This window comes from Nonomuraea rhodomycinica, from assembly GCF_013363995.1.
GTDB classification, from domain to species: domain Bacteria; phylum Actinomycetota; class Actinomycetes; order Streptosporangiales; family Streptosporangiaceae; genus Nonomuraea; species Nonomuraea rhodomycinica.
Map to the genome: position 1 here is coordinate 178,141 of NZ_JABWGO010000004.1, position 20,572 is coordinate 198,712.

Here is a 20,572-nt window from a genome sequence, read left to right on the forward strand (position 1 = left end):
CACCGCCGCGGACGGCATTCCGCCGTCGGACGGACGCTCGAAACGCGCGCCGAGCGCGCCCCTGCGCGGAGGACGCCGGTGAGCCTGGTCGCCGACGCCTCCGCTCACGAACTCCGAATGATCACGCGGTGGCCGTCTCCCTGCGACTCCAACGCCTCACGGCACGGGGTGGCGGACGGAGCGCGTCACGGGCACTTCGCGCGCATCTTGGGGCTCCAGCCGTTGTGGACGACGTACTTGCTTCCTGCGTAGTAGCTGACCTGGCCCTGCAGGCGGTAGGTGAAGACGGTCCCCCGCTTGCAGCCCTTGTACAACGTCTTCTTGCCGGCTCCGTACCAGGAGGCGCTGGAGATGTTCTGCCAGCCCCACCAGCGCTTGCGCTGCAGCATGATCTTGGTGCGCTGGTTGCGGGAGCAGCCTATCGCCCAGCCGGTCGCGGCCACGTGTCCCTTGCGCATCTCCGGACGGTACACACGCACCTCACGGCAGGACATCGCCGTCGAGCCGGCCGCCGCGGCGGCCGTGGTGACGGTGGTGGGGGAGGTCTGGGCGCTGGTCTGGACGGAGGCCTGCGCGGGGGAGCCCGCGGTCAGAGCCGCAGCGGCGACCGCCGCACCGAGGACCATCGTGTTGAGCGTTCGCATCGGGTTCTCCTTGGTGCTCGTCGTACTGGACACCGCGAAGGTAGCCAGGCCGATGTTGAGAACCTGTTGAGCGTCTGTTGAGCGAACGATCGGCCGGCACTCCAGTGACACATCGCGATCATGGTGGGGATCGGCGCTGGTGGTGGCAGTGTCGGGCGGCCGCCTGATGACGACGCCGCCAACCGCCGGATCCCGCGGGAGGTCAGCGGTGCGCAGCAGCCGCTGCGGCTTCTGGCCGCGCGCTCCGCGCGGATCGACGTCGGGATCGCGTCGGTGGTGCACGGACATGTGATCACCGGCGAGCCCGAGGCGCGCGTCTTCGCCGAGCGGGGCCGCCGCATGCCGGACCGGTTCGCGGAGCTCGACATCGTGCGGCATCAGCCCCGGCTTTCGGAATATCCGAACGAGCGCTGCGGCCAGGCCGGTGGAGCCGGGGCGGGCGGGAGCCGACAGTGGGCGCCATGACTTCTTCCACCATCGGCGCGCCCCCGCGCGCCCGCGGGCGGGCCGCGGCGCTGCTCGGCGTGTCGCTCGGGTACTTCATGGTGCTCCTCGACATGACCGTGCTCTCCGTGGCCGAGCCCGATCTGGCCGCGTCGCTGCGCACCTCGATCGCCGGCCTCCAGTGGGCCACCACCGGCTACACCGTCGTCTTCGGCGCGCTGCTGCTGTCCGGCGGCGCGGTCGCCGACCGTTACGGGGCCGACCGGGTCTTCCGCGCCGGGGTGGCGGTGTTCGCGCTCGGCTCGCTGCTGTCGGCCCTCGCTCCCGGGCTGGGCGTGCTGGTCGGGTTGCGGGCGGTCCTGGGCGCCGCCGGGGCGGCCTGCGTGCCCGCCTCGATGGCCGTCATCGCGCGGCTCTACCCCGACCCCGGCGAGCGGACGCGGGCGGTGGCGGCCTGGGCGGCCATCAGCGGCGCGGCCGTCGCCGCGGGCCCGGTCGCGGGCGGCGCGCTCGTCGACCTGGCCGGATGGCGGGCGATCTTCCTGGTGAACGTGCCGATCGGCGTGCTGGTGCTCGCGCTGACCGCCCTCAGCACGGCCCCCGGCAAAGCCCCCGGCGTGGCTCCTGGCGAGGCCCCCAGCGTGGCCCCCAGCGTGGCCCCCGGCGCGGCTGCCGGGTCGCCGCGCGGGGAGCGGCGGATCGACTGGGCGGCCCAGCTCGCCGCCTGCGCGGTGCTCGCGCTGCTGACCGACGCGCTCATCGCGGCCGGCTCGCGCTCCTGGGCGCACGCCGCCGGATCGGCGGCGGCGACGGCGCTGGCGGCCCGCGGGTTCGCCGCGCTCGAACGGCGCAGCCACGCCCCCGTGCTGAACCGGGCGCTCCTCGGCAGCGGCGGCGTGCGGGCCGGCCTGGCCGCCGGGGCGGCGGTGAGCTTCACCCTGAACGGCGCCCTGTTCGTGCTGCCGCTGCTGCTCCAGCAGGGCCGGCACCTGAGCGCGGTGGCCAGCGGCCTGGCGTTCCTGCCGCTCACCCTGCCGTTCGCGGTCAACCCGCCGCTGACCGGCCGGATCGTCGCCCGTGTCGGCCCGCGCCCGCCGATCCTGGCCGGGCTGGCGCTGCTCGCCGCGGGCGGCGGCGGGCTGGCGTGGGCCGTCGGCGCCGGCGCCGGGTACGGGTGGCTGGCCGTGGGACTGCTGCTCACCGGCACCGGGGTCTCGCTCGTGCTGCCCGCCCTGGCCGCCGCCGTCATCGCCGCCGCGCCCGCCGGCACGGCCGGTGCCGCCGGAGGGCTGCTCAACGCCGTCCGTCAGACCGGGGCCACGGTCGGGGTCGCCGTCATGGGGGCCTGCGCAGGCCTCGGGACGGTCACCGGCACCGCGCTCTCCCTGGTCGTGGCGGCCGCGCTGTGCGGGCTCGCCGCGGCGTGGTTCGCCCGGCGGAGCTCGCCCGGCAGGTCCCGCGCCGGGGCGTCGCGCTGAGACGGCGGCGGCTACGGGGCGGCGACCAGGCTCATCAGCCGCTCCCAGGCCGGCGACGACGCGGTGAGGTGGGCGTCGAGCAGGGCGCGCGTGTCCGGCCCGACGTCCTCGTGCTCCTGCTGCCGGGCCGCCCACGCCTTCATGTCGGCGGCCAGCCGGACCAGCCGCGGATCGCCGGGGTCCCAGTCGAACGCCTCGTCGCAGGCCAGGTAGAGGCGCATCAGCTCGGCGTCGTCGAAGGAGGCGTTCTTCACGGCGACCAGCTCGGGAAGCAGCTCCGGCGACTGCGCCGCCATCATGATCCACATGTCGCGCTCGACGCGGACGGTCCGCTCGCTGACGCCGAGCGCGCGCAGCCGTTCGAGGACGGCGACGACGTCGGCGGGCAGGAACAGCCGTTCGCCCCCGGCCAGCTCGGCGATGCGCCGCCGCTGCCGGGTCAGGTCGCGGATCCGCGCGCGCAGGTCGGCGTCGATGGCGGCGACGGCGTCGGCGAACTCCTCCTGCCCGGCGTGCAGGAGCTCGTCGACGCGGGCCAGCGGCACGCCGGCGTCCGCCATGGTCTTGATCCGGATCAGGTCGACCACCGCGGCGGCGTCGTAACGGCGGTATCCGGAGGAGTCGCGCTCGGGCTCGGCGAGCAGGCCGCGCTGGTGGTAGTGGCGGACGGCGCGGACCGTCACCCCTGCATGGGCGGCGAGCCGGCCAATGGTGAGCAAGGAGAGCCCTTTCAGCGCACGCGTTGCCAGAGATCGCGGACACCCCGCAGGACGGCGTCCGGTTCGTCCGTGCAGATCGTACTGTGGCGGGCTTTCTCCAGCACGCGGTGCTCGCCCTCGGGCACCGACGCGGCCAGGGCCTCGCCGAGGCGGAGCTTGCCGTCGCCCATCGCGGCCAGGGTCTTCCTCGGCATCATGAGCCTCATCGCGGGATCGACGCCCAGCGCGGTGAACGCGAGCAGCGGCCTGCCGGGCACGGGACCTGCGGCCTTGATCTCGGTGGCCAGCTCGGGCAGGTCGCCGCGCTCCTGCGCGCCGGCCCGCTGCGAGCCGACGGTGAGGTGGCGGGCCAGCAGCGCGTCGCGCACCTCGCGCGGCCAGCCGGCCAGCATCTTCCTGTACTGTCCGCCCGCGAGGAGGGTGACGAGGCGCAGCGTCAGGCCGCCCGGCACCGGCTGCGGCTTCAGGCGCAGGCGCTCGTCGGCCATGTGGACGTCCCAGTCCTCGTTGAACGCGTCGAGGTAGACGACCCCGGCCACCTCGCCGGGGAAGAGCTGGAGGAAGCGCCGGGCGTAGGCGCCGCCGAGGGAGTGCGCCACCAGCACGTACGGGCCCGGCACGTCCGCGGCCCGCAGCAGGTCCCGCAGCTCGGTCGCGACCTCGGCCGCGGTGCGCGGCAGCTCGGCCGGGTCGCTCCAGCCCGTGCCGGCGCGGTCGTAGAGGACGGAGGTGGTGAACGCGGAGACGCGCTCGTGGATGTTGAGGTAGTCCAGCCCGAAGGCGCTGGCGCCGGGCAGGAACACCACGGCCGGCCCGCCCGCGCCCGAGCGGTGCAGGAGCAGCCGGCGGCCGTCGACCTGGTGGAAACGCCCCAGCGGGGGCTGCTGTGAAGTGCTCACCAGGCGATGGTGCAACCCTGACGCGGGGTCAAGGTCAAGCCGGGGATCGGGCGAGGTCGCGGGCTCACTAGGATCGCCCGCATGGAAGATCGGCTCATGGCCGGGCGGGGGCCGCTGCGCCTGCTCGCGGGGGCTCCGGGCGCGGGCAAGACGTACCTGCTGCCGTACCTGCTGGAGGCGGCCGGCGGGCTGGTCGTCATGGACATGGACGAGATCCTGGAGGAGGGCGCCCTGCTCGGCGTGCCCGTCGCCGAGCCCGCGGCCGCCCCGGTGTGGCCCGCCTACGACCGCCTGTGGGGGCGGATCGTCGCCATGGTGCGCCGGGTGGGGCATCCCGTGCTGCTGCTCTGCCCCGTCCCCGACGCGGAGGAGCTGGCGCCGGGCCGGAGGTGGGACGGGCCGCTCCGGTGGGCGCTGCTGGACTGCCCCGACGACGTCCGGCGGCGGCGGCTGGAGGCGCGCGGCTACGCGGAGGCGGAGATCGAGGACGCGATGGCCGACGCCCGGCAGGGGCGCGCGCTCATCCCGACGGCGTTCGCGTCCGTTGGGGCATCCGACGGGGGAGCGGTCGGGGGTTCGCCCGACGGGGGAGCGGCCGTGGATCCCGCCGCGCTGGCGGACCGCGTGCTGGCCTGGGCACGAGGTGACGGCGCATGAGGGGCGTCATGTCCGTTTGCTGGGGTTCCGTGGGGTATCGGGGGCGTTGGGCGGGCTCTGAGGGGGCATAAGTGAGGTTGATGAGGAAGCTGGGGATTGTCGGGATCGTGGGCTTGGGTCTGCTGGTGGCAGGCACCGCCTTCGCCCAGACGCGGCCTGTCTCCCCGGCCGCGCCCCGCGTCGCGGCGCAGGCGGGTCCGGCCGCTTCGGACCCGTGCTCCTCCGATCAGCTGGAGATCCGGTTCGGCCGGATCGACCCCGGCGCGGGCAACCGGTACGTGCCCCTGACCTTCACCAACGTGTCCGGCGCCTCCTGCGTCCTGTCCGGCCATCCCGGCGTCGCCCTGCTCGACGCGGCCGGCGCGGCGCTCGCGGTGACCGTGCGGCACGTGGACGGGCCCGGCGCGGTGGCGACGCTGAAGCCGGGCGGGAGCGTGCGCTCCGTCCTGCACTGGACGGTCGTGGAGCCCGGCTGCGTCAGCCCCGCCGGACTGCGCGCCGAGCCTCCGGCGGGGGGGACGGGCGTGACGCTCCCGCTCCCCGAGGGCAGGGTGTGCGGCGGCGTGGACGTCACCCCGGTCGGCTGACGTCATCGGCGGTCCGCCGAGGTGCGGCGGGCCGGTCCCTCCCATGGAGGTCCTCCGGGACCTAGGCTCGACATGGAAGGGATGCCGTCATGGACATCAACATCATTCTCACCGTTATCGCCTTCTTCGTCATCCTGGTGGTCCTCAGCAGCCTGCGGGTGGTCAATCAGGTCGAACGGGGCATCATCTTCCGCTTGGGCCGGGCCCAGAAGGAGATCCGGCAACCCGGGCTGACGGTGCTCATCCCGTTCGCCGACCGGATGAAGAAGGTCAACATCCAGATCGTCACGATGCCCGTGCCCACGCAGGAGGGCATCACCCGTGACAACGTCTCCGTCCGGGTGGACGCGGTCGCCTACTTCCGGGTCAAGGACCCGATGCGGGCGGCCATCGAGGTGCAGGACTACGTGCACGCGGTGGAGCAGGTGGCGCAGACCTCGCTGCGGTCGATCATCGGCAAGAGCGAGCTGGACGATCTGCTCACCAACCGCGAGGAGCTGAACCGCGGCCTCGCCCTGATGATCGACAGCCCCGCCCTCGGCTGGGGCATCCACATCGACCGGGTCGAGATCAAGGACGTCCAGCTCCCCGAGACGATGAAGCGCTCCATGTCGCGCCAGGCCGAGGCCGAGCGCGAGCGGCGGGCGCGGGTGATCGTCGCGGACGGCGAGCTGCGGGCCGCCCAGAAGCTCGCCGACGCCTCGGGCATCATGTCGCAGACGCCGGGCGCGTTGCAGCTGCGCCTGCTGCAGACCGTGGTGGAGGTCGCCGCCGAGAAGAACTCCACCCTGATCATGCCGCTGCCGGTCGAGCTGCTGCGCTTCTTCGACCGGGCCGCGCAGACCGCTCCCCAGAGCGCCGGACGGACGGCTGGGCAGGCCGGGGAGGCGCAGGCGGCGGAAGCACCGCCCGGACCCGGCGAGATCGAAGGGGGCGATCAGCCGAGCCTGGAGCAGGCGCCCGCCGGGGAGACACCCGCGCTGACGGAGGCCGCCACCCGAGAGGCCGCCACCCGAGAGACCGCCACGCCGGAGGCCGCCACACGGGAGGCCGCGCCGGAGCCCGCGGTGCGGGAGGCCGTCGTGCCGGAGCCCGCGACCCCGGAGTCGCGCAACGCGCACCCGAGCGGCCGCTCGTTCACGTGACGCCCTCCTGCGGGGCGAACGCCGCCGGGTTGTTGCGGGCCGCCGCGGCGCGGCTGCGGCGCCCGTAGGCGATGGTCCAGGTGACGAGCGCGGCGGTGACGGCGATCGGCAGCACCGCGGAGACCGTGACCATGGCCGAGGTGGACAGCGCGTACGACAGGGCGAAGCGGGCGACCGCCTCGGCCAGGTAGACGACGCCCCAGACGAGGGTGAGAACCCGCTGCACCCGGCGGAACCCCGCGTACTGCCACAGGGCGTTCCACCGGGCCAGCCCCTCGTCGGTGCCGTCGGTCCCGAACTTGCGCCCGAAGTAGAACATCAGCGGCCGGGGCGTCAGCAGGGAGCCGAGCAGCACCAGCCCGAACAGCCCGGTCACCGCGGACTCCTTGACCAGCGCCAGCCGCGCGTCCTGGAACACCAGCGAGCCGACCACGCCGAGCCCGACCACGATCAGCGCGAGCACGCCGAAGTCGTCGAGGCGGCGCCGGATCAGCAGGACGCCGAGCACCTCGACGGCCGGCCAGACCGCCGAGACCGCGAGGGCCGCGACGTCGGACATGCCGCGGTCGGTCAGCAGCGTGTACGTCAGCCAGGGCAGGACGACGTTGAACGCGATCGTCGGGCCCCAGTTCAGGGCGACAGCCCGTAATTTCGCCATCGAACCCTCCTCATTCCGTCGAGACAAGATCGCATCGTGATGTGTCGCATAAACTCACGACCGTGAATGAAAACGTATCACCGCCTCGGTTGACCGCAAGACCCTCCCGAGGCCGGTCGGTCGCGCTCGTGCCGTTCCTGTTCGGGGCCGCGGGCCGGGAGGAGCTGTCCGGCACGGCGCTGACCAGGCTGCTGGGCGACCTCGGCCTGACCGAGGCCGCGGCCCGGGCGCTGATCGCCCGCATGCGCAAGGAGGGTCACCTGACCGGCGAGCGGCGCGGCGGCGGCACGCGCTACCGGATGGCCGGCGACCTGGCCGCCGGTTTCTTCCGGATCCGGCAGGGTTCCACGGCCGCCGTCCCGGAGTGGGACGGGCGCTTCCACGCGCTGCTCTACCAGGTGCCGGAGGGACAGCGCGCCTACCGCGACGCGCTGCGCCGGGCCGCGTTGCTCACCGGGTACGGGCTGCTCCAGCAGGGGGTGCTGATCGCGGTCACCGACCGCTCCGCCGGGCTCGGGGCGCTGCTCACCCCGCCCGAGGGCGTGCGGCTGCACCGGGCCACGCTCGCCATGGAGGAGGCCGAGGCCGCCCGCGCCGCCTACGACGCCTGGGGCCTCGGCGCGCTGAGCGACCTGTACGACCGGCAGGCCGAGTTCCTGGAGGCGGCGGCGCGCTCGGCGCCCGAGCGGCCGGCGGCCGACGCGGAGGCGCTGCGGACGTTGAGCCGCCTGCTGGGCCGGACCATGGTCGACACCCTGCGCGCCCCCCAGTTGCCGGAGCCGCTGCGCCCGGCCGGGTGGTCACTGCCCCGGCTGCAGGCCGCGATCGGCCAGGTGCTCCAGATCTACAGCCCGCCGGCCGTCGCGTACGTGCACCAGGTCCTGGGCGACGAGTGACGCGCCCGGCGGATCCGCCCTGCACGGCCACCCGCTGACGCGTCCGCGGCCCGCCGCTCCGGTGCGGTCACCTGTCGACGCCGTCCGGCGCGCGCCGCTGGAGCAGCCGCAGGTCGGCGGTGCGGGGCAGGCTCTCCCAGTCGCCCTGCGAGGTGACCGCGAACGCGCCCGCCGCGCAGGCCGTGCGCAGCCGTTCGTCCGGATCGCTGCCCGACAGCCACCCGGCCAGCCACCCCGCCGCGAACGCGTCGCCCGCCCCCACCGGGTCCACCTCCGTCACCCGGTACGGCTCCGCGTGCCGCACGACGTCGCCGGACAGCTCCAGGGCTCCCTCCGAGCCCGCCTTGACCAGCACGTGCCGCGGGCCGAGGGCGGCCAGGGCGCGGGCCAGTCCGGCGGGCTCCTCGACGTCGGCGATCAGCCGGCCCTCGGGGCCGGTCACGAACAGCGCGTCCACGTCCGCGACGGCCTCGCGCAGCCACGCCCCGGCCTCGGCAGGAGACCAGAGCGCGGCCCGGTAGTTGACGTCGAGCGACACCAGCACGCCCGCCGAGCGGGCCAGCGTCATCGCGTGCCGGACGGCGTCGCGGGCGGAGGCCGACAGGGCGGGCGTGATGGCGGAGACGTGCAGGACCCGGGCCCCCGTGATGAGCCCCGGGTCCAGGTCGCCGGGCGTCAGGCGGGAGCCGGCGCTGCCGGCGCGGTAGTAGCGGACGTCGACCAGGTCGGCCGTGCGTCTGCCCTTGATCATCAGCCCGGTCGGGGCGGCGGAGTCGGTGATGGCGCGGGCGTCCACGCCCTCGCCCAGCAGCGTGGAGCGGATCAGGTCGCCGAACTCGTCCGCGCCCACCCGGCCGACCCAGGTCGCGCAGTGCCCGAGCCGCGAGACGCCGATCGCGACGTTGGACTCCGCCCCGCCCATCCCGAGGTCGAAGTCGCGCGCGAAGCGGAGGGGGCCGGTACGGCGCGCGGTGAACAGCGCCATGCTCTCGCCGAACGTCACCAGATCGGGGGCCGCCGCCGGGGGAGTGGTCGGTGTGGTCATCAGCTCGTCGCTCCCAGCTTTCCGGAGATCCGCGCCGCCGCGGCGGCCACCCGCGGGCCCAGCTCGCGCACCCGCGCGGCGGTGACGCGCGAGGTGAGCCCGGAGACCGAGAGGGCGGCCACCACGGCCCCGGTGTGGTTGAAGATCGGCGCGCCGACGCAGCGCACCTCGGGCTCGTTCTCGCGGTCGTCCACCGCGTAGCCGCGCCGCCGGACGCCCGCCAGCTCGCGCCGCAGCCGGTCGGGGTCGGTGATGGTGTGCCGGGTACGGGACTCCAGCTCCAGCCCCTCGACCGGGTCGCCCGGCTGGAACGCCAGGATCGCCTTGCCCACGGCCGTGCAGTGCGCCGGCCCGCGGCTGCCGATGCGCGAGGCCATGCGGACGTTCGTCTCGTTCTCCACCTTGTCGATGTAGACGACGTGCGGCGGGTCGTGGACGACCAGGTGGACGGTCTCCCGCGCCTCGGTCATCAGCCGGTGCGACTCCTCGGCGGCCACGGCGCGCAGGTCGAGCGTGGCGAGGTACGCCTGGCCGAGGCGCAGCGTGCCGTGGCCGAGCCGGTAGACGCCGCTCCTGTGGTCGCGTTCGAGGAGGCGGGCCTCGATGAGCGGCGCGGTCAGCCGCAGCACGGTGCTCTTGGACAGGCCCACGCCCTCGGCGAGCCTGGTCAGGGTGAGGCCGCTGTTGTCGCGTACGTGGTCGAGCACGGCCAGCGCCCGGCGCAGCGAGGTCGACTGGTTCCGCTCCGGCACGCCCGCCACCCTACGGCCCGCGCCGTCCGGAGTTCACCGTATGCAGCACATCGTTGTGCTATGCAGCACTGATGGAGGGGCCGTCGAGGACCGCGACCCGGTGCGCGTCACCCGGTGCCAGGAACTCCAGCAGCCGCCGCGCCTCCGCCTCCGCCTCGTCCAGGCGGGCGATCGGCTCCCACCGGTGCAGGGTGAGCGTGGAGACGCCCCGAGCCCGGGCGACCGTCCAGTCGCCGGCCGCGAAGCCGTCCACCAGGAGGAGGCGCGGCACCACGTTCGTCCCCGTGAACGCGCCGAGCGCGGCCCGGCCCCGCTCGGTGATCACGCGCGTGCGGTCGGCGTGCGACAGGAACAGGTTGTCGAAGTCGTACATGAGGCGGACCGGCGCCGGCACGTCCTCGCCGGGCCGGGGCGCGTCGGGCAGGTCGTGGTACGTGCGGCCGTCCTCGTCGCGGAAGCGCACCAGGTCCAGCCCCTCCACGACCTCAGCCAGCCGGGTCAGCCCCGACCAGGTCTGCGCGTCCTTCACCGTCGCCGGGCCGAACGCCGCGAGGTAGCGCCTCACCAGCTCGGCCGCCGTCATGGCGGGCACCTCCGGGCTCCCCAGCCAGGTGTCGGCCGGCGCGTGCGCGACCGGGCCGCTCCTGCCCCACAGCCCGCGCGGCGGCACCTGCGCCAGCGGCACGAGCCAGCGCACGCCCTGCCCGAGGGCGTGCGGGTCGTTGCCGGGCCACCGCTCGGCGAGCGCGCGGCCCAGCTCGGCGAACGTCATCGGCCGCGCGCTCAGCAGCGCCCGGCCGGTCGCGGCCAGCTCGTCCAGGTCCACGCCCGCGAGGCGCCGGCCGAACGTCGTACGGGTCATCCGTTCCGTCACCACCTGGAGGAGGGGCCGCATGGCCAGGCAGTCGCGCGCGCTCACCAGGTGGATCGTCGAGCGCTGCAACGCGACGCGCACCAGGGCGCGTGACTCCAGCAGCGCGGAGGCCGAGGCCGGCTCGAAGCCCTCGATCCGGTTCCACAGGCCGGTGTACCAGGTGTGCGGGGTCTGCGCCTGGAGGCCGCCGAGGCGCTCGACGACGTCCACCACCGGCAGGGCGGCGCGACGCAGCAGGAGCTGCCGGTCGAGGGTGGCCCGGTTGAGTGCGCGGCGGCTGATCAGGGGATCCATGCCGGAAGGCTAGAGGCCATCGCGGAAGATGACCTTCCGCGATGGCCTCCGAGGTGGTGGTGGGAACCGGTCAGCGGACGGCGGCTCGCGACGCCGTCGTCCCGCCGCCTGGAGCCAGCCACCCGGCCACGACCGCCGGGTCGGCCCCGAGCGCCCGCGTCACCGGCACGCTCACCGTCGTGACGCCCTTGCCGCCGACCTTGACGACGCGGCTGCCCGCGGTGCCCTTGTCGTCGCGGACGAACAGGTGCGCCTCACCGGGACCGGCGGCCCGCAGCGTCACCTTGGCCGCTCCCTGGCCGCCCGTGGCGGAGGTGGCCCGGCCGCTCTCCGACGCCTTCGCCGCCGGGCCGCCCGCCAGCGGGAGCCCGAGCCGGACCGCCTGCTCCAGCGACTGCGGCGAGTCCAGGCTGGACAGGCCGGTGGCCGGGATCACCGGGTCCGGCGGCGTGGTGGGCCGGCCCGCCGGCGGCTGGTAGCCGGGCAGCGTCGCGACGCCCCACCGGTACGGGTCGCCCTGCACGCCGCCCCACGTCGACCACCCGATCCGGGTCTGGCCGGTCTTGTCCTGGGTGTCGGAGTCGTAGACGAGGATGTTCAGCCCCAGGTGGGCCGGATCGACCGCGCCAGGGAGCTGCTCCATCGGGATCGCCAGCTCCACCGCGTACGCGCCGGACGACACCTTGGACGCGATCCGCACGCCCGTGGCCGGCCCCTGGTGGTTGTCCGCGTCGCGCAGCGCGCACGGCGGGCCCTCGGCGGTGACCGGCAGCACGGCCGTCTTGAACGTCGTGGAGGTGTTCTCGGACGTGCCGCGCGGGTCGATCGTCACCTCCACCGCGTCGGTGCGCCAGTGCCGCTTGCAGTCGGAGGCGGCCAGCCGGGTGCCGAGGACGTCGTCCTTGACCTGGACGAGCAGGTAGAGGGTGTCGTCGTGCCAGGTGACCTTGGCCGTGCCGGAGCAGTCGGCCGCCGAGGCGCAGGCGGTGCCCTCCCACAGGCGCGAGATGTCCAGGGCCGGTCCGGCGTACTCGCCGTCGCCCTCCGCGCCGTCCACGGCGGGCGCCGCGGCGGCCTTCGGGATGACCGCGGCGGGGACGAGCTCCAGGGCCGGCCTGCTCACGCTGGAGCCGTCGCCGCTGGTCGTGGTGATGGTGTAGGCGTAGTCGCCGCCCTCGTTGGAGGTCTTGAGCGAGGTGTCGGTGTTGGTGACGGTGAACGTGACCGTCGCCGACGCGCCGGCGGCGAGCCCGCTGTAGGGCGCCTCGGCGCGGTCGGCGCTGAAGCCCTTGGGCAGGTCCAGGCGCACGGTGCCGGACTGCGTCGTGCCGCTCACGTTGGTGACGACCACGCCGACCTGGCGCGAGCCGCCGGACGGCAGCGTGAGCACGGGCGTGACCAGGCCGCGAAGCTGCGGCACGCCGACCTCGGCGGACCACTTCTCGTACTGGCCGACCTGCGGCAGGAGCTGCTGCGTCGCGCGCACGGCCGGACTGACCTCGACCTGCCGGTCGGTGTAGCCGGAACCGCGCTCGGTCGTGAGCGTCGCGGCGAGCCGCGCCCGCTCGCCGGGAGCCGCGCCCTGCGGCGGGGTCACGGTGAACGTGGCCGTCCCCGTGCGTCCGGGCGCGAGGCGGCCCAGGTCGCCGGAGCCGGAGACCTTCCAGCCGTCGGGCACGCGCAGTGCCGCCGACGAGCGGCCCAGCGGCTCGCGGGGCGGCGCGGTCGCGCTCACCTTGACGCTGAACGCGGTGCCGGGGCGCACGTCGAACGTGCCGGGCCGCAGCGTGAGCTGCGTGCCCAGCGGCGCCGCGCCGTCCGCCCGCACCAGGGCGCCGTCCAGGACGGCCGTGGGCGCCGCCGCCGCGGCGCTGCCCGGCTCGGGGAAGGGCACCCGCGCGTCCACCTGGGTGAAGAAGTCGCAGCCGAGCTGGGCCGGGTCGGACGGCACGTCGGGGAAGACGGCCCAGCCCTGCGAGGCGTACGCGCGCTGGGCGTCGCGCTCGATCGCCGCCCACGTCCGGCCGCCCTGCGCCGCCGAGGAGCGCCCGCTCCAGACGCCGTAGACGTTCTGCGCCGGGTTGGCGGGCCGGAAGGTGGCGGCGCAGTCGGGCCCGGTGCGCGACGTGCCGCGCGCGCCGCCCTGCAGCAGCCGGGACGGCGCGAACGGCCGCAGCCCCTCGCGGGTGATCTGCTCGGGGTAGGCCGCGGGGTCGGCGGCGGCGTAGAACGCCTGCACCGCGAGGCGGGCGGCCTGCTGGTGGTTGCCGTGGTTGCCGGGGGAGGGCGCCGGGTCCATGGTCAGCAGCACCTCGGGCCGGGTCTGCCGGACGATCCTGACGACCTTCTCCAGCGTGTCGTCGCCCCAGATCTGGTCGGTCAGCGGCGCGCTGACCGTGTAGTAGAAGTCGACGTCGTCGAGGTTGAAGACGTCGCGGACCCCGGCCTTGCCGACGGCCGTGCGCTCCTCGGCCTCGCGGATGAGGCCGAGCGCGGGGCCCTCCTCGGGGCCGACGGCGTTGCCGCCGCCCTCGCCGCGGGTGACGGTGACGACGCCGGTGCGGACGTGATGGTCCTCGTTCCACTGGCCGAGCGTCGAGAGCGTGAACGCCTCGTCGTCGGGGTGTGCGCCGACGAACAGCACGTCGAGGTCGGCGGACCGGCCGCCGGACGCGTCCGCCGCCGGCTCGGGTTCGGCCCGCGCCGAGGCCGGGGTCATGGCCGAGGCCGGGGCGGAGAGCGCGGGCAGGGCCGCGAGGGCGAGCGAGGCCGCCGCGGCGGCCACCGCCCATCGGCGCGGCGTGGGGGGTGAGGGTCTGCGCATGAAACCTCCGGTGATTACTCGCGGACCGCGCCCTGGAGCAGCCCGCGGACGAAGTGACGCTGGAGGAACAGGTAGAAGACCACGACCGGGGTGGCCACGATGACCGACCCGGCCGCGAGGAGCGTGAAACCCGAGGTGTACTGGCCCTGGAAGAACGCCAGGCCGAGCGGCGCGGTCCGCAGCGACTCGCTGGTCACCATGATCAGCGGGATGAGGAACTCGTTCCACGTCCACATGAAGACCAGCACGGTGAGCGTGACGATGGCCGGCCGGGCCGGCGGGACCAGCACCTGCCACAGCGTGCGCCACGTCGAGGCGCCGTCGATGCGGGCGGCCTCGGCGATGGCCCGGCTGCTGGCCCGGAAGTAGGCCCGCATCCAGAACGTGCCGAACGCCACCGACAGCGCCACCTGCGGCAGCGCGACCGACCAGAACGTGTCGATGAGGCCGAGCGTGCGCAGGTCGAAGTAGAGCGGCACCGCGATGGCCTCGCTCGGCATCATGATCCCGAGCATGAACAGGTAGAACAGCACGGCCTGGCCGCGGAAGCGCATGGTGCCGAACGCGTACCCGCTCATGATCGACAGCACGACGCTGACCACGACGACGAACACCGACACGGTCAGGCTGGTGCGCAGGTACGTGCCGAACCGGCCCGCCTCCCAGGCCGCCGCGAAGTTGCCCAGATGCGGCCCCCACGCCTGCCCGGCCGGGCCGGCGTCGTCGGGGCCGAGCGCGGCGCCGAGGATGGTCACGATGGGGAACAGCGCGAACGCGGCGAACGCCGACAGGATGACGTAGTTCGCCACCCGCTCCGCACGGGAGATCACGACACCCTCCTCCGGCGCGCGAACGCGGCACGCGACATCACGACACCCTCCTACAGGACCGGCCGGGGACGTCCGCGCTCACGTCGTCCCCTTGTCGGCCAGCCGGTTGATCGCGAACGAGATCGCGAAGATGACCACGGTCAGCGTCACGCCGATCGCCGCCGCCGAGCCGACCTGGCCGAGCCCGAAGGCCCGGTGGTAGACCTCGAACGACGGCACCGACGTCGAGTCGCCGGGCCCGCCGCGCGTGGTGACGTACACCAGGTCGAACGTCCGCAACGCGGCGATCACCGTCAAAGTCAGCGCGACCGCGATCTCCCCGCGCACCGACGGCAGCGTGACCGCGAAGAACTCCCTGACCGCGCCGGCCCCGTCGAGCCGGGCCGCCTCGTAGAGCTCCATCGGCACGCGGCTCATCCCGGCCAGCAGCAGCACGGTCACCAGGCCGCTCTCGAACCACGTGCCCACGACGCCGACCGCCGGCAGCGCGAACGTGTGGTCGCCCAGCCAGCCCCGAGTCAGCCCGTCCAGGCCGAGCGCGCCGAGCAGCGCGTTCAGGGTGCCGTCGGGCGCGTACACGCGCCGCCAGGCGACGGCCACCACGACCATGGCCACCACCTGCGGCAGGAACACCACGGTCCGGAAGAACCCGAGCCCGCGCACCTTGGCGTGGTTGAGGATCGCCGCCAGCGTCAGCCCGATGGCCAGCGGGATCACCGCGTAGAACACGATCAGCACCAGCGCGTGGCCGAAGCCCGCCCGCAGCCGCTCGTCCGACAGGATCGCGGTGTAGTTGTCCAGGCCCGCCCACCGGCCGAGGGTGAGACCGTCCCAGTCGTACAGGGAGATCTGCACCGCGCGGCCGATGGGGTAGAGCAGGAACGCCGCGTAGAGGACGAACGCCGGCAGCAGGTACAGGTAGGCGACGCGGCCGGGCTCCCCCGGAGGTCGGCCCATGCTCACCCGTTGCTCTCGGCGAAGGTCTTGTAGTCCTTCTCCAGCGTGTCGAGGAACTCCTTCGGCGTGGCCTTCTTGGCCAGCAGGTCCTGCAGCGCCGCGCCGAGCGTGTCGGCGAAGGTCGGGGTGGCGTAGTCGAGGTACGGCACCAGCCCGTCGTCCTTGGTCGCGGCGCCGAACGCGGTGAAGACGTCCTGCTGCGGACCGGCCTGGACACTCTGCTGCGCGGTGTCGGCGACCGGCAGGTTGCCGGTGGAGGTGAGCACCTTCATGGCGTCGGCGTTGGTGATGAAGTCGATGTAGGCCGCCGCCGCGTCGGGGTGCGGGCTCTTGGCCGTGATCGCGAACGGCAGGCCGGTGCCGCCGGTCGTGACGGGAGGGGCGCCGGCCGCGGCGCCGGGCGGCAGCATGAACCCGAGGTCCTTGCCAAGCGCCTTCTCCAGGTCGGCCAGCAGCCAGGTGCCCGCGATGAGGAAGACGCCCTTGCCCTTGCCGAACGCCTGCCAGGCCGGGTCGTAGCCCTGCCCGTTGAAGCCCGGCTCGAAGTAGCCCTTGTCCACCCAGCCGACCAGCTCCTCGGCGGCCTTGACGTTCTCGGGCGTGGTCCAGGAGGCGCCCTTGCGGCCGAAGGCGAGCGTGGAGATCTGGCCGGCGGGCACGTGGCGGCCCTGCACGGTGCCGAACACGTGGATGGCGGGCCACTTGTCGAGGTTGCCGAGCTGCATCGGCACCTCGCCCCCGGCCTTGGCCTTCTCCAGCGCCGCCTGGAAGTCGGCCCACGTCTTCGGCGGTTCCAGGCCGAGCTTGGTGAGCTTGGCCCGGTTGTAGAAGACGCCGACGACCTCGCCGACCTGGGGCAGGCCGTACAGGTTGCCCTCGCCGAACACCTTGCCGTCGGCGCTGTAGCGCGAGTAGCGCAGCACCGAGTCGGGGTAGCGGGTCTTCCAGCCGTACGCGTCGGCGTAGGCGTCCAGCGGCAGGAGCTGGCCGGCCTTGACGAACTGGCCCATCGACGAGCGCCCGTTGTTGGCCTCCACCACGTCCGGCGGCTCGTTGCCGCTCAGCGCCAGGCGCAGCGTGGTGTTGAGGTCGTCGAACGAGCGCGACACCCGCTTCAGCTTGATGTTGGGGTACTTGGCCTCGAACGCGGCGTTGAGCTGCTTCATCTGGGCGGCCTGACCGCCGCGCACCTCCTGGTCCCAGACGGTGAGCGTCACGTCGCCGAGGGAGGCGGCGTCGGTGCGCACCGCCGAGGCGGCCGTCTTGGCCGGTGAGGGCGCGGGCGGGGCCGACGACCCGGGCGCGCACGCGGTGGCGGCGAGGGCCAGGACGCCGGCGGCGAGCACGGCGAACGTCCGCGGACCGCGGGGGCTACGGCCCATGATCATGGTGTTACTCCTTCTGAGCGGGCACGCGCTGCGCGGCCGGTACCTCGGGCTCGGTGGGGTCCGCCGGGGCGGGCGGCTCAAGGTCGGCGTGCCGGGCGATCGTGGCGGCGGCCCGGCGCACCGCGCCCACCGGCACGGTCGGCACGAGCCGGTCGAGGAAGGCGTAGCGGCGGGCCAGCGAGTCGCCGTAGGCGCCGCCCCGCCCGGCCGCGCCGCGCACCTCGTGCCACCAGTCCGCGATGTCGCCCCAGCCGGGGGCGGCCAGCGACCCGCCGAACTGCTGGACGGCCAGCCCGGCGCACACTCCGGCGAAGGCCAGCCGGTCGGCCAGCGGCCACCCGGACAGCGTGCCGAGCACGATGCCCGCGCCGAAGACGTCGCCCGCGCCGGTCGGGTCGAGCGCGCGCACCCGGGGGGCGGGCACGTACGCCTCCTCGCCGGTGGTCGAGTCGATGGCCATGGCGCCGTTGGCGCCGTCGGTGACGACGGCCAGCGGCACCTTGTCGGCGAGGCTGTAGAGGGCGTCGCGCGGGTTGTCGGTGCCGGTGTAGGCCATCGCCTCGACCGCGTTCGGCATGAACGCGTGGCAGACGGCGAGCTGGTCGAGCAGCGACGGCGACCAGGCGCCCGACGGGTCCCAGCCCACGTCGGCGAAGATCAGGGCGCCGTCGCGCTGGGCCAGCTCGGCCCAGTTGCACGCAGTGCCGGGTGGCGCGCCGAGCGGCTCCTCCGTGGAGAGCGTCACGATCACGGCCCGGGACCGGGGCGGTTTGCCGATCATCTCGGAGGCCGACATGGGCGCGGGGTGGCCGTGGGTCACCATGCTCCGGTCGCGGTCGACGGCCATGGAGACCGTCACCGGCGTGTGCCACTGGTCGAAGCGGCGCGACTTCGACAGGTCCACCGCCTCCTGCTCGGCGAGGGTGCGCCAGCAGAAGTCGCCGTAGTCGTCGTCGCCGAACGCGGCGGCCAGCGACGTGCGCAGGCCCAGCCGGCTGGTGGCGATGGCGAGGTTGGCGATGCCTCCGGGGCAGGAGCCCATGCCCTCCGCCCACGTCTCGGTGCCGGCGGCGGGCATGGCGGGCAGACCGGTGAACACGATGTCGAGGAACACGGTGCCCGCGAGGAAGACGTCGAACTGCGGGGCCTCGGGGCTCCGCAGATCGGCGAGAGGGTCGTAGGCCTGGGCAGACACGGGTAAGAGACCTCCTCGACAGTACGAGATGTGCGCAATCTTGCATGTTTACTCGCAGACATCAAGTGTTTTGGTGCGAGCAATTGGTAGAAGATGCTCGTTCATGCGCGCGTTTGACTGTTAGAATCCGATCGTGCTCCAGCACCTCAGGCATGCGGAGATCATGCGCCGAGTCCGGCTCTCGGGGGCGACCAGTGTCCGTGACCTGGCGGCCCAGCTCGGCGTGAGCCCGTCCACCATCCGCCGCGACCTGGAGGTGCTCGACCGCGACGGCACGCTCAGGCGCGTGCGCGGCGGCGCCCTGGCCGGCGCCGACGCCGACACCGACCGGCCCTTCGCCGAGGTGGCGGCCGTGGACGAGCACGACAAGGAGGCCGTGGCGGCGCGCGCCGCCGGGCTCGTCGGCGACGGCGACGTCGTCCTGCTCGACATCGGCACGACCACGATGCGGCTGGCCCGCTGCCTGCGCGGGCGCCGCGTCACCGTGGTCACCTCCAGCCTCGCCGTCCTCGACGTGCTGCGCGACGACCCGGTGGTCGAGCTGCTGCTGCTCGGCGGCATGCTGCGCCGGCCGTACCACTCGCTGGTGGGCGTGCTCACCGAGGAGGCGCTCGGGCAGGTCTGCGCCGACCGGGTCTTCCTGGGGGCGAGCGGGGTCCGCGCGGACGGCCAGCTGGTGGACACGACGCTCGCCGAGGTGCCGCTGAAGCGCGCCATGATCGCCGCGGCGGGCCAGGTGGTGCTGCTGGTGGACCGGCACAAGTTCCCCGGGACGGGCGCCCTTCGGGTGTGCGGGCCCGAGGACATCGACGTGCTCGTCACCAACGAGGGCGCCGACGCGTCCACCCTGCGCGCCTGCGCGGACGCCGGCGTCGAGGTCCTGCTCGCGTGAGCGCCGGAGCGAGGTCCGGCGGTGAGGAGATCGGATGAGACTGGCCGTTCTGGGAGGCGGGGGCTTCCGGGTCCCCCTCGTGTACGGCGCGCTGCTGCGCGACGCCGGCAAGCCCCGCGTGGAGGAGGTGGTGCTGTACGACGTGTCGCCCGAGCGGCTGGAGGCCATCGGTCACGTCCTGGAGCAGCTCGCCGCCGGCCACGACGACCCTCCCGTGGTGCGCGTCACCACCGACCTCGACACCGCGCTGCGCGGGGCCGACTTCGTCTTCTCCGCGATCCGGGTCGGCGGGCTGGCGGGCCGCACCGCCGACGAGCGGGTCGCGCTGGACCTCGGTGTGCTCGGCCAGGAGACCACCGGGCCCGGCGGCGTCGCCTACGGCCTGCGCACGATCCCGGTCGCGGTGCGCGTGGCCGAGCGGATCGCCGCGCTCGCCCCCGGCGCGTGGGTCATCAACTTCACCAACCCGGCCGGCATGGTCACCGAGGCCATGCGCCGCGTCCTGGGCGAGCGGGTGATCGGCATCTGCGACTCGCCGATCGGCCTGGTCCGGCGGGCCGCCGCCGCCCTCGGGCTCGACCCGGCCCGCGTGTCGCCCGACTACGTGGGGCTCAACCACCTCGGCTGGCTGCGCGGGCTGTCGCACCAGGGCCGCGACGTGCTGCCCGAGCTGCTCGCCGACGACGGGGCGCTGCGGCAGGTGGAGGAGGCGCGGATCTTCGGCGCCGACTGGGTGCGCGGCCTGGGCGCGCTGCCCAACGAGTACCTGTACTACTACTACTTCACCCGCGAGGCCATCGCCGCGACCTCGGGCCGCACCCGCGGCGAGTCGCTGCTCGGCCAGCAGGAGCGCTTCTACGCGGCGGTCCGCGAGCGGCCCGGCCAGGCACTGGCCGAGTGGACGAGGGCGCGCAGGGAGCGTGACGAGTCGTACATGGCCGAGGCCCGCGACGTCACCGAGGCCGGCGAGCGCGACGCCGCCGACCTGGAGGCCGGCGGCTACGAGGGCATCGCGCTCGCGCTCATGGCGGCCATCGCCCGGGGCGAGCCCACCACCATGATCCTCAACGTGCGCAACGGCGCGGCCGTGCCCGGGCTGCCCGCCGACGCGGTGGTCGAGATCCCGTGCGCGGTGGACGGCTCGGGGGTCAGGCCGCTGGCCACCCGGCCGCTGCCCGGGCGCTTCCTCGGGCTGGTCCAGCAGGTGAAGGCGGTGGAGCAGACGGCCATCGAGGCCGCCCTGTCGGGCTCGTCGCGGCTGGCGGTCGAGGCGTTCGCGCTGCACCCGCTGGTCGACTCGGTGAGCACGGCCCGCCGGCTCCTCGACGGCTACCGGGCCCGGGTCCCGCAGCTCGCCGAGGTGCTGGACGGCGGGCTGCTCTGACAGCCGGGCC

At 74.4% G+C, this 20,572-nt stretch carries 20 protein-coding genes; 8 read left to right on the forward strand and 12 right to left on the reverse strand.

Annotated features, from left to right (window positions below):
- Positions 1 to 185 precede the first annotated feature (185 nt).
- On the reverse strand, positions 186 to 644 hold the full coding sequence (locus HT134_RS19510; RefSeq protein WP_175601853.1) for a hypothetical protein: 459 nt from the start codon (positions 642 to 644) through the stop codon (positions 186 to 188).
- 120 nt (positions 645 to 764) lie between these two features.
- Between HT134_RS19510 and HT134_RS19515 the strand changes: the two genes are divergently transcribed.
- Both HT134_RS19515 and HT134_RS19520 read left to right on the forward strand, forming a co-directional pair.
- Entirely contained in the window at positions 765 to 1,109 is a 345-nt protein-coding gene (locus tag HT134_RS19515; RefSeq protein WP_175601854.1) for a hypothetical protein, read from the forward strand.
- Positions 1,106 to 2,566, forward strand: coding sequence for an MFS transporter (locus tag HT134_RS19520; RefSeq protein WP_175601855.1), 1,461 nt, complete (start codon positions 1,106 to 1,108; stop codon positions 2,564 to 2,566). Before HT134_RS19515 ends, HT134_RS19520 begins: the two co-directional genes overlap by 4 nt.
- Positions 2,567 to 2,577: 11 nt before the next feature.
- Here the strand turns inward: HT134_RS19520 and HT134_RS19525 are convergent, their stop codons facing one another.
- A complete protein-coding gene (locus HT134_RS19525) occupies positions 2,578 to 3,285 on the reverse strand; it encodes a MerR family transcriptional regulator (RefSeq protein WP_175601856.1) in 708 nt (235 codons plus the stop codon).
- Positions 3,286 to 3,296: 11 nt separating this feature from the next.
- Positions 3,297 to 4,184 carry an alpha/beta fold hydrolase gene (locus HT134_RS19530; RefSeq protein ID WP_217708096.1) on the reverse strand — a complete coding sequence of 296 codons (888 nt, stop codon included), beginning with the start codon at positions 4,182 to 4,184 and terminating at the stop codon, positions 3,297 to 3,299.
- A gap of 81 nt (positions 4,185 to 4,265) precedes the next feature.
- Here HT134_RS19530 and HT134_RS44745 point away from each other — a divergent pair, with 81 nt between their 5' ends.
- From HT134_RS44745 to HT134_RS19545, 3 genes are all read left to right on the forward strand, one after another.
- A complete protein-coding gene (locus HT134_RS44745) occupies positions 4,266 to 4,841 on the forward strand; it encodes a P-loop nucleotide/nucleoside kinase family protein (protein ID WP_217708097.1) in 576 nt (191 codons plus the stop codon).
- A gap of 107 nt (positions 4,842 to 4,948) precedes the next feature.
- The gene (locus tag HT134_RS19540; RefSeq protein WP_175601859.1) at positions 4,949 to 5,428 is read left to right on the forward strand and encodes a DUF4232 domain-containing protein; all 480 of its coding nucleotides are present in this window, start codon (positions 4,949 to 4,951) and stop codon (positions 5,426 to 5,428) included.
- Between the two features lie 89 nt (positions 5,429 to 5,517).
- Positions 5,518 to 6,573, forward strand: coding sequence for a slipin family protein (locus HT134_RS19545; protein WP_175601860.1), 1,056 nt, complete (start codon positions 5,518 to 5,520; stop codon positions 6,571 to 6,573).
- On the opposite strand, the gene HT134_RS19550 is transcribed toward HT134_RS19545, so the two are convergent.
- Positions 6,566 to 7,231, reverse strand: coding sequence for a VC0807 family protein (locus HT134_RS19550; protein ID WP_175601861.1), 666 nt, complete (start codon positions 7,229 to 7,231; stop codon positions 6,566 to 6,568). The two genes, HT134_RS19545 and HT134_RS19550, sit on opposite strands and share 8 nt — an antisense overlap.
- 89 nt (positions 7,232 to 7,320) lie before the next feature.
- Between HT134_RS19550 and HT134_RS19555 the strand changes: the two genes are divergently transcribed.
- Complete coding sequence (locus HT134_RS19555; RefSeq protein ID WP_175601862.1) at positions 7,321 to 8,127, forward strand: hypothetical protein; 807 nt, start codon at positions 7,321 to 7,323, stop codon at positions 8,125 to 8,127.
- Between the two features lie 67 nt (positions 8,128 to 8,194).
- Here the strand turns inward: HT134_RS19555 and HT134_RS19560 are convergent, their stop codons facing one another.
- The 8 genes from HT134_RS19560 to HT134_RS19595 form a co-directional block, all read right to left on the reverse strand.
- Positions 8,195 to 9,172 carry a sugar kinase gene (locus HT134_RS19560; protein WP_175601863.1) on the reverse strand — a complete coding sequence of 326 codons (978 nt, stop codon included), beginning with the start codon at positions 9,170 to 9,172 and terminating at the stop codon, positions 8,195 to 8,197.
- Positions 9,172 to 9,924 (reverse strand): IclR family transcriptional regulator, encoded by a 753-nt coding sequence (locus HT134_RS19565; RefSeq protein WP_312888244.1) that lies wholly within the window; start codon positions 9,922 to 9,924, stop codon positions 9,172 to 9,174. The genes HT134_RS19560 and HT134_RS19565 overlap by 1 nt, the downstream gene beginning before the upstream one ends.
- A gap of 58 nt (positions 9,925 to 9,982) precedes the next feature.
- Complete coding sequence (locus HT134_RS19570) at positions 9,983 to 11,092, reverse strand: winged helix DNA-binding domain-containing protein (RefSeq protein WP_175601865.1); 1,110 nt, start codon at positions 11,090 to 11,092, stop codon at positions 9,983 to 9,985.
- Between the two features lie 70 nt (positions 11,093 to 11,162).
- The gene (locus HT134_RS19575) at positions 11,163 to 13,916 is read right to left on the reverse strand and encodes a sugar-binding protein (RefSeq protein ID WP_175601866.1); all 2,754 of its coding nucleotides are present in this window, start codon (positions 13,914 to 13,916) and stop codon (positions 11,163 to 11,165) included.
- 14 nt (positions 13,917 to 13,930) lie between these two features.
- On the reverse strand, positions 13,931 to 14,746 hold the full coding sequence (locus HT134_RS19580; RefSeq protein WP_175601867.1) for a carbohydrate ABC transporter permease: 816 nt from the start codon (positions 14,744 to 14,746) through the stop codon (positions 13,931 to 13,933).
- Between the two features lie 78 nt (positions 14,747 to 14,824).
- Positions 14,825 to 15,703 carry a carbohydrate ABC transporter permease gene (locus HT134_RS19585; protein WP_175601868.1) on the reverse strand — a complete coding sequence of 293 codons (879 nt, stop codon included), beginning with the start codon at positions 15,701 to 15,703 and terminating at the stop codon, positions 14,825 to 14,827.
- 2 nt (positions 15,704 to 15,705) lie between these two features.
- Entirely contained in the window at positions 15,706 to 17,091 is a 1,386-nt protein-coding gene (locus HT134_RS19590; RefSeq protein WP_217708098.1) for an extracellular solute-binding protein, read from the reverse strand.
- Between the two features lie 4 nt (positions 17,092 to 17,095).
- The gene (locus tag HT134_RS19595; RefSeq protein ID WP_175601869.1) at positions 17,096 to 18,286 is read right to left on the reverse strand and encodes a carbohydrate kinase family protein; all 1,191 of its coding nucleotides are present in this window, start codon (positions 18,284 to 18,286) and stop codon (positions 17,096 to 17,098) included.
- A 133-nt stretch (positions 18,287 to 18,419) separates the two neighbouring features.
- On the opposite strand from HT134_RS19595, the gene HT134_RS19600 reads away from it, so the two are divergent.
- Together HT134_RS19600 and HT134_RS19605 are read left to right on the forward strand one after the other, a co-directional pair.
- A complete protein-coding gene (locus HT134_RS19600; protein WP_175601870.1) occupies positions 18,420 to 19,178 on the forward strand; it encodes a DeoR/GlpR family DNA-binding transcription regulator in 759 nt (252 codons plus the stop codon).
- 34 nt (positions 19,179 to 19,212) lie between these two features.
- On the forward strand, positions 19,213 to 20,562 hold the full coding sequence (locus tag HT134_RS19605; protein WP_175601871.1) for a 6-phospho-beta-glucosidase: 1,350 nt from the start codon (positions 19,213 to 19,215) through the stop codon (positions 20,560 to 20,562).
- The last annotated feature ends 10 nt before the right edge of the window (positions 20,563 to 20,572 follow it).

Bases quoted from the DNA above. Each gene is read 5' to 3' on its own strand.
- HT134_RS19515 (WP_175601854.1), top strand. From the start codon at position 765: ATGGTGGGGATCGGCGCTGGTGGTGGCAGTGTCGGGCGGCCGCCTGAT.
- HT134_RS19520 (WP_175601855.1), top strand. From the start codon at position 1,106: ATGACTTCTTCCACCATCGGCGCGCCCCCGCGCGCCCGCGGGCGGGCC.
- HT134_RS19510 (WP_175601853.1), bottom strand. From the start codon at position 644: ATGCGAACGCTCAACACGATGGTCCTCGGTGCGGCGGTCGCCGCTGCG.
- HT134_RS19590 (WP_217708098.1), bottom strand. From the start codon at position 17,091: ATGATCATGGGCCGTAGCCCCCGCGGTCCGCGGACGTTCGCCGTGCTC.
- HT134_RS44745 (WP_217708097.1), top strand. From the start codon at position 4,266: ATGGAAGATCGGCTCATGGCCGGGCGGGGGCCGCTGCGCCTGCTCGCG.
- HT134_RS19570 (WP_175601865.1), bottom strand. From the start codon at position 11,092: ATGGATCCCCTGATCAGCCGCCGCGCACTCAACCGGGCCACCCTCGAC.
- HT134_RS19605 (WP_175601871.1), top strand. From the start codon at position 19,213: ATGAGACTGGCCGTTCTGGGAGGCGGGGGCTTCCGGGTCCCCCTCGTG.
- HT134_RS19585 (WP_175601868.1), bottom strand. From the start codon at position 15,703: ATGGGCCGACCTCCGGGGGAGCCCGGCCGCGTCGCCTACCTGTACCTG.
- HT134_RS19545 (WP_175601860.1), top strand. From the start codon at position 5,518: ATGGACATCAACATCATTCTCACCGTTATCGCCTTCTTCGTCATCCTG.
- HT134_RS19550 (WP_175601861.1), bottom strand. From the start codon at position 7,231: ATGGCGAAATTACGGGCTGTCGCCCTGAACTGGGGCCCGACGATCGCG.
- HT134_RS19575 (WP_175601866.1), bottom strand. From the start codon at position 13,916: ATGCGCAGACCCTCACCCCCCACGCCGCGCCGATGGGCGGTGGCCGCC.
- HT134_RS19560 (WP_175601863.1), bottom strand. From the start codon at position 9,172: ATGACCACACCGACCACTCCCCCGGCGGCGGCCCCCGATCTGGTGACG.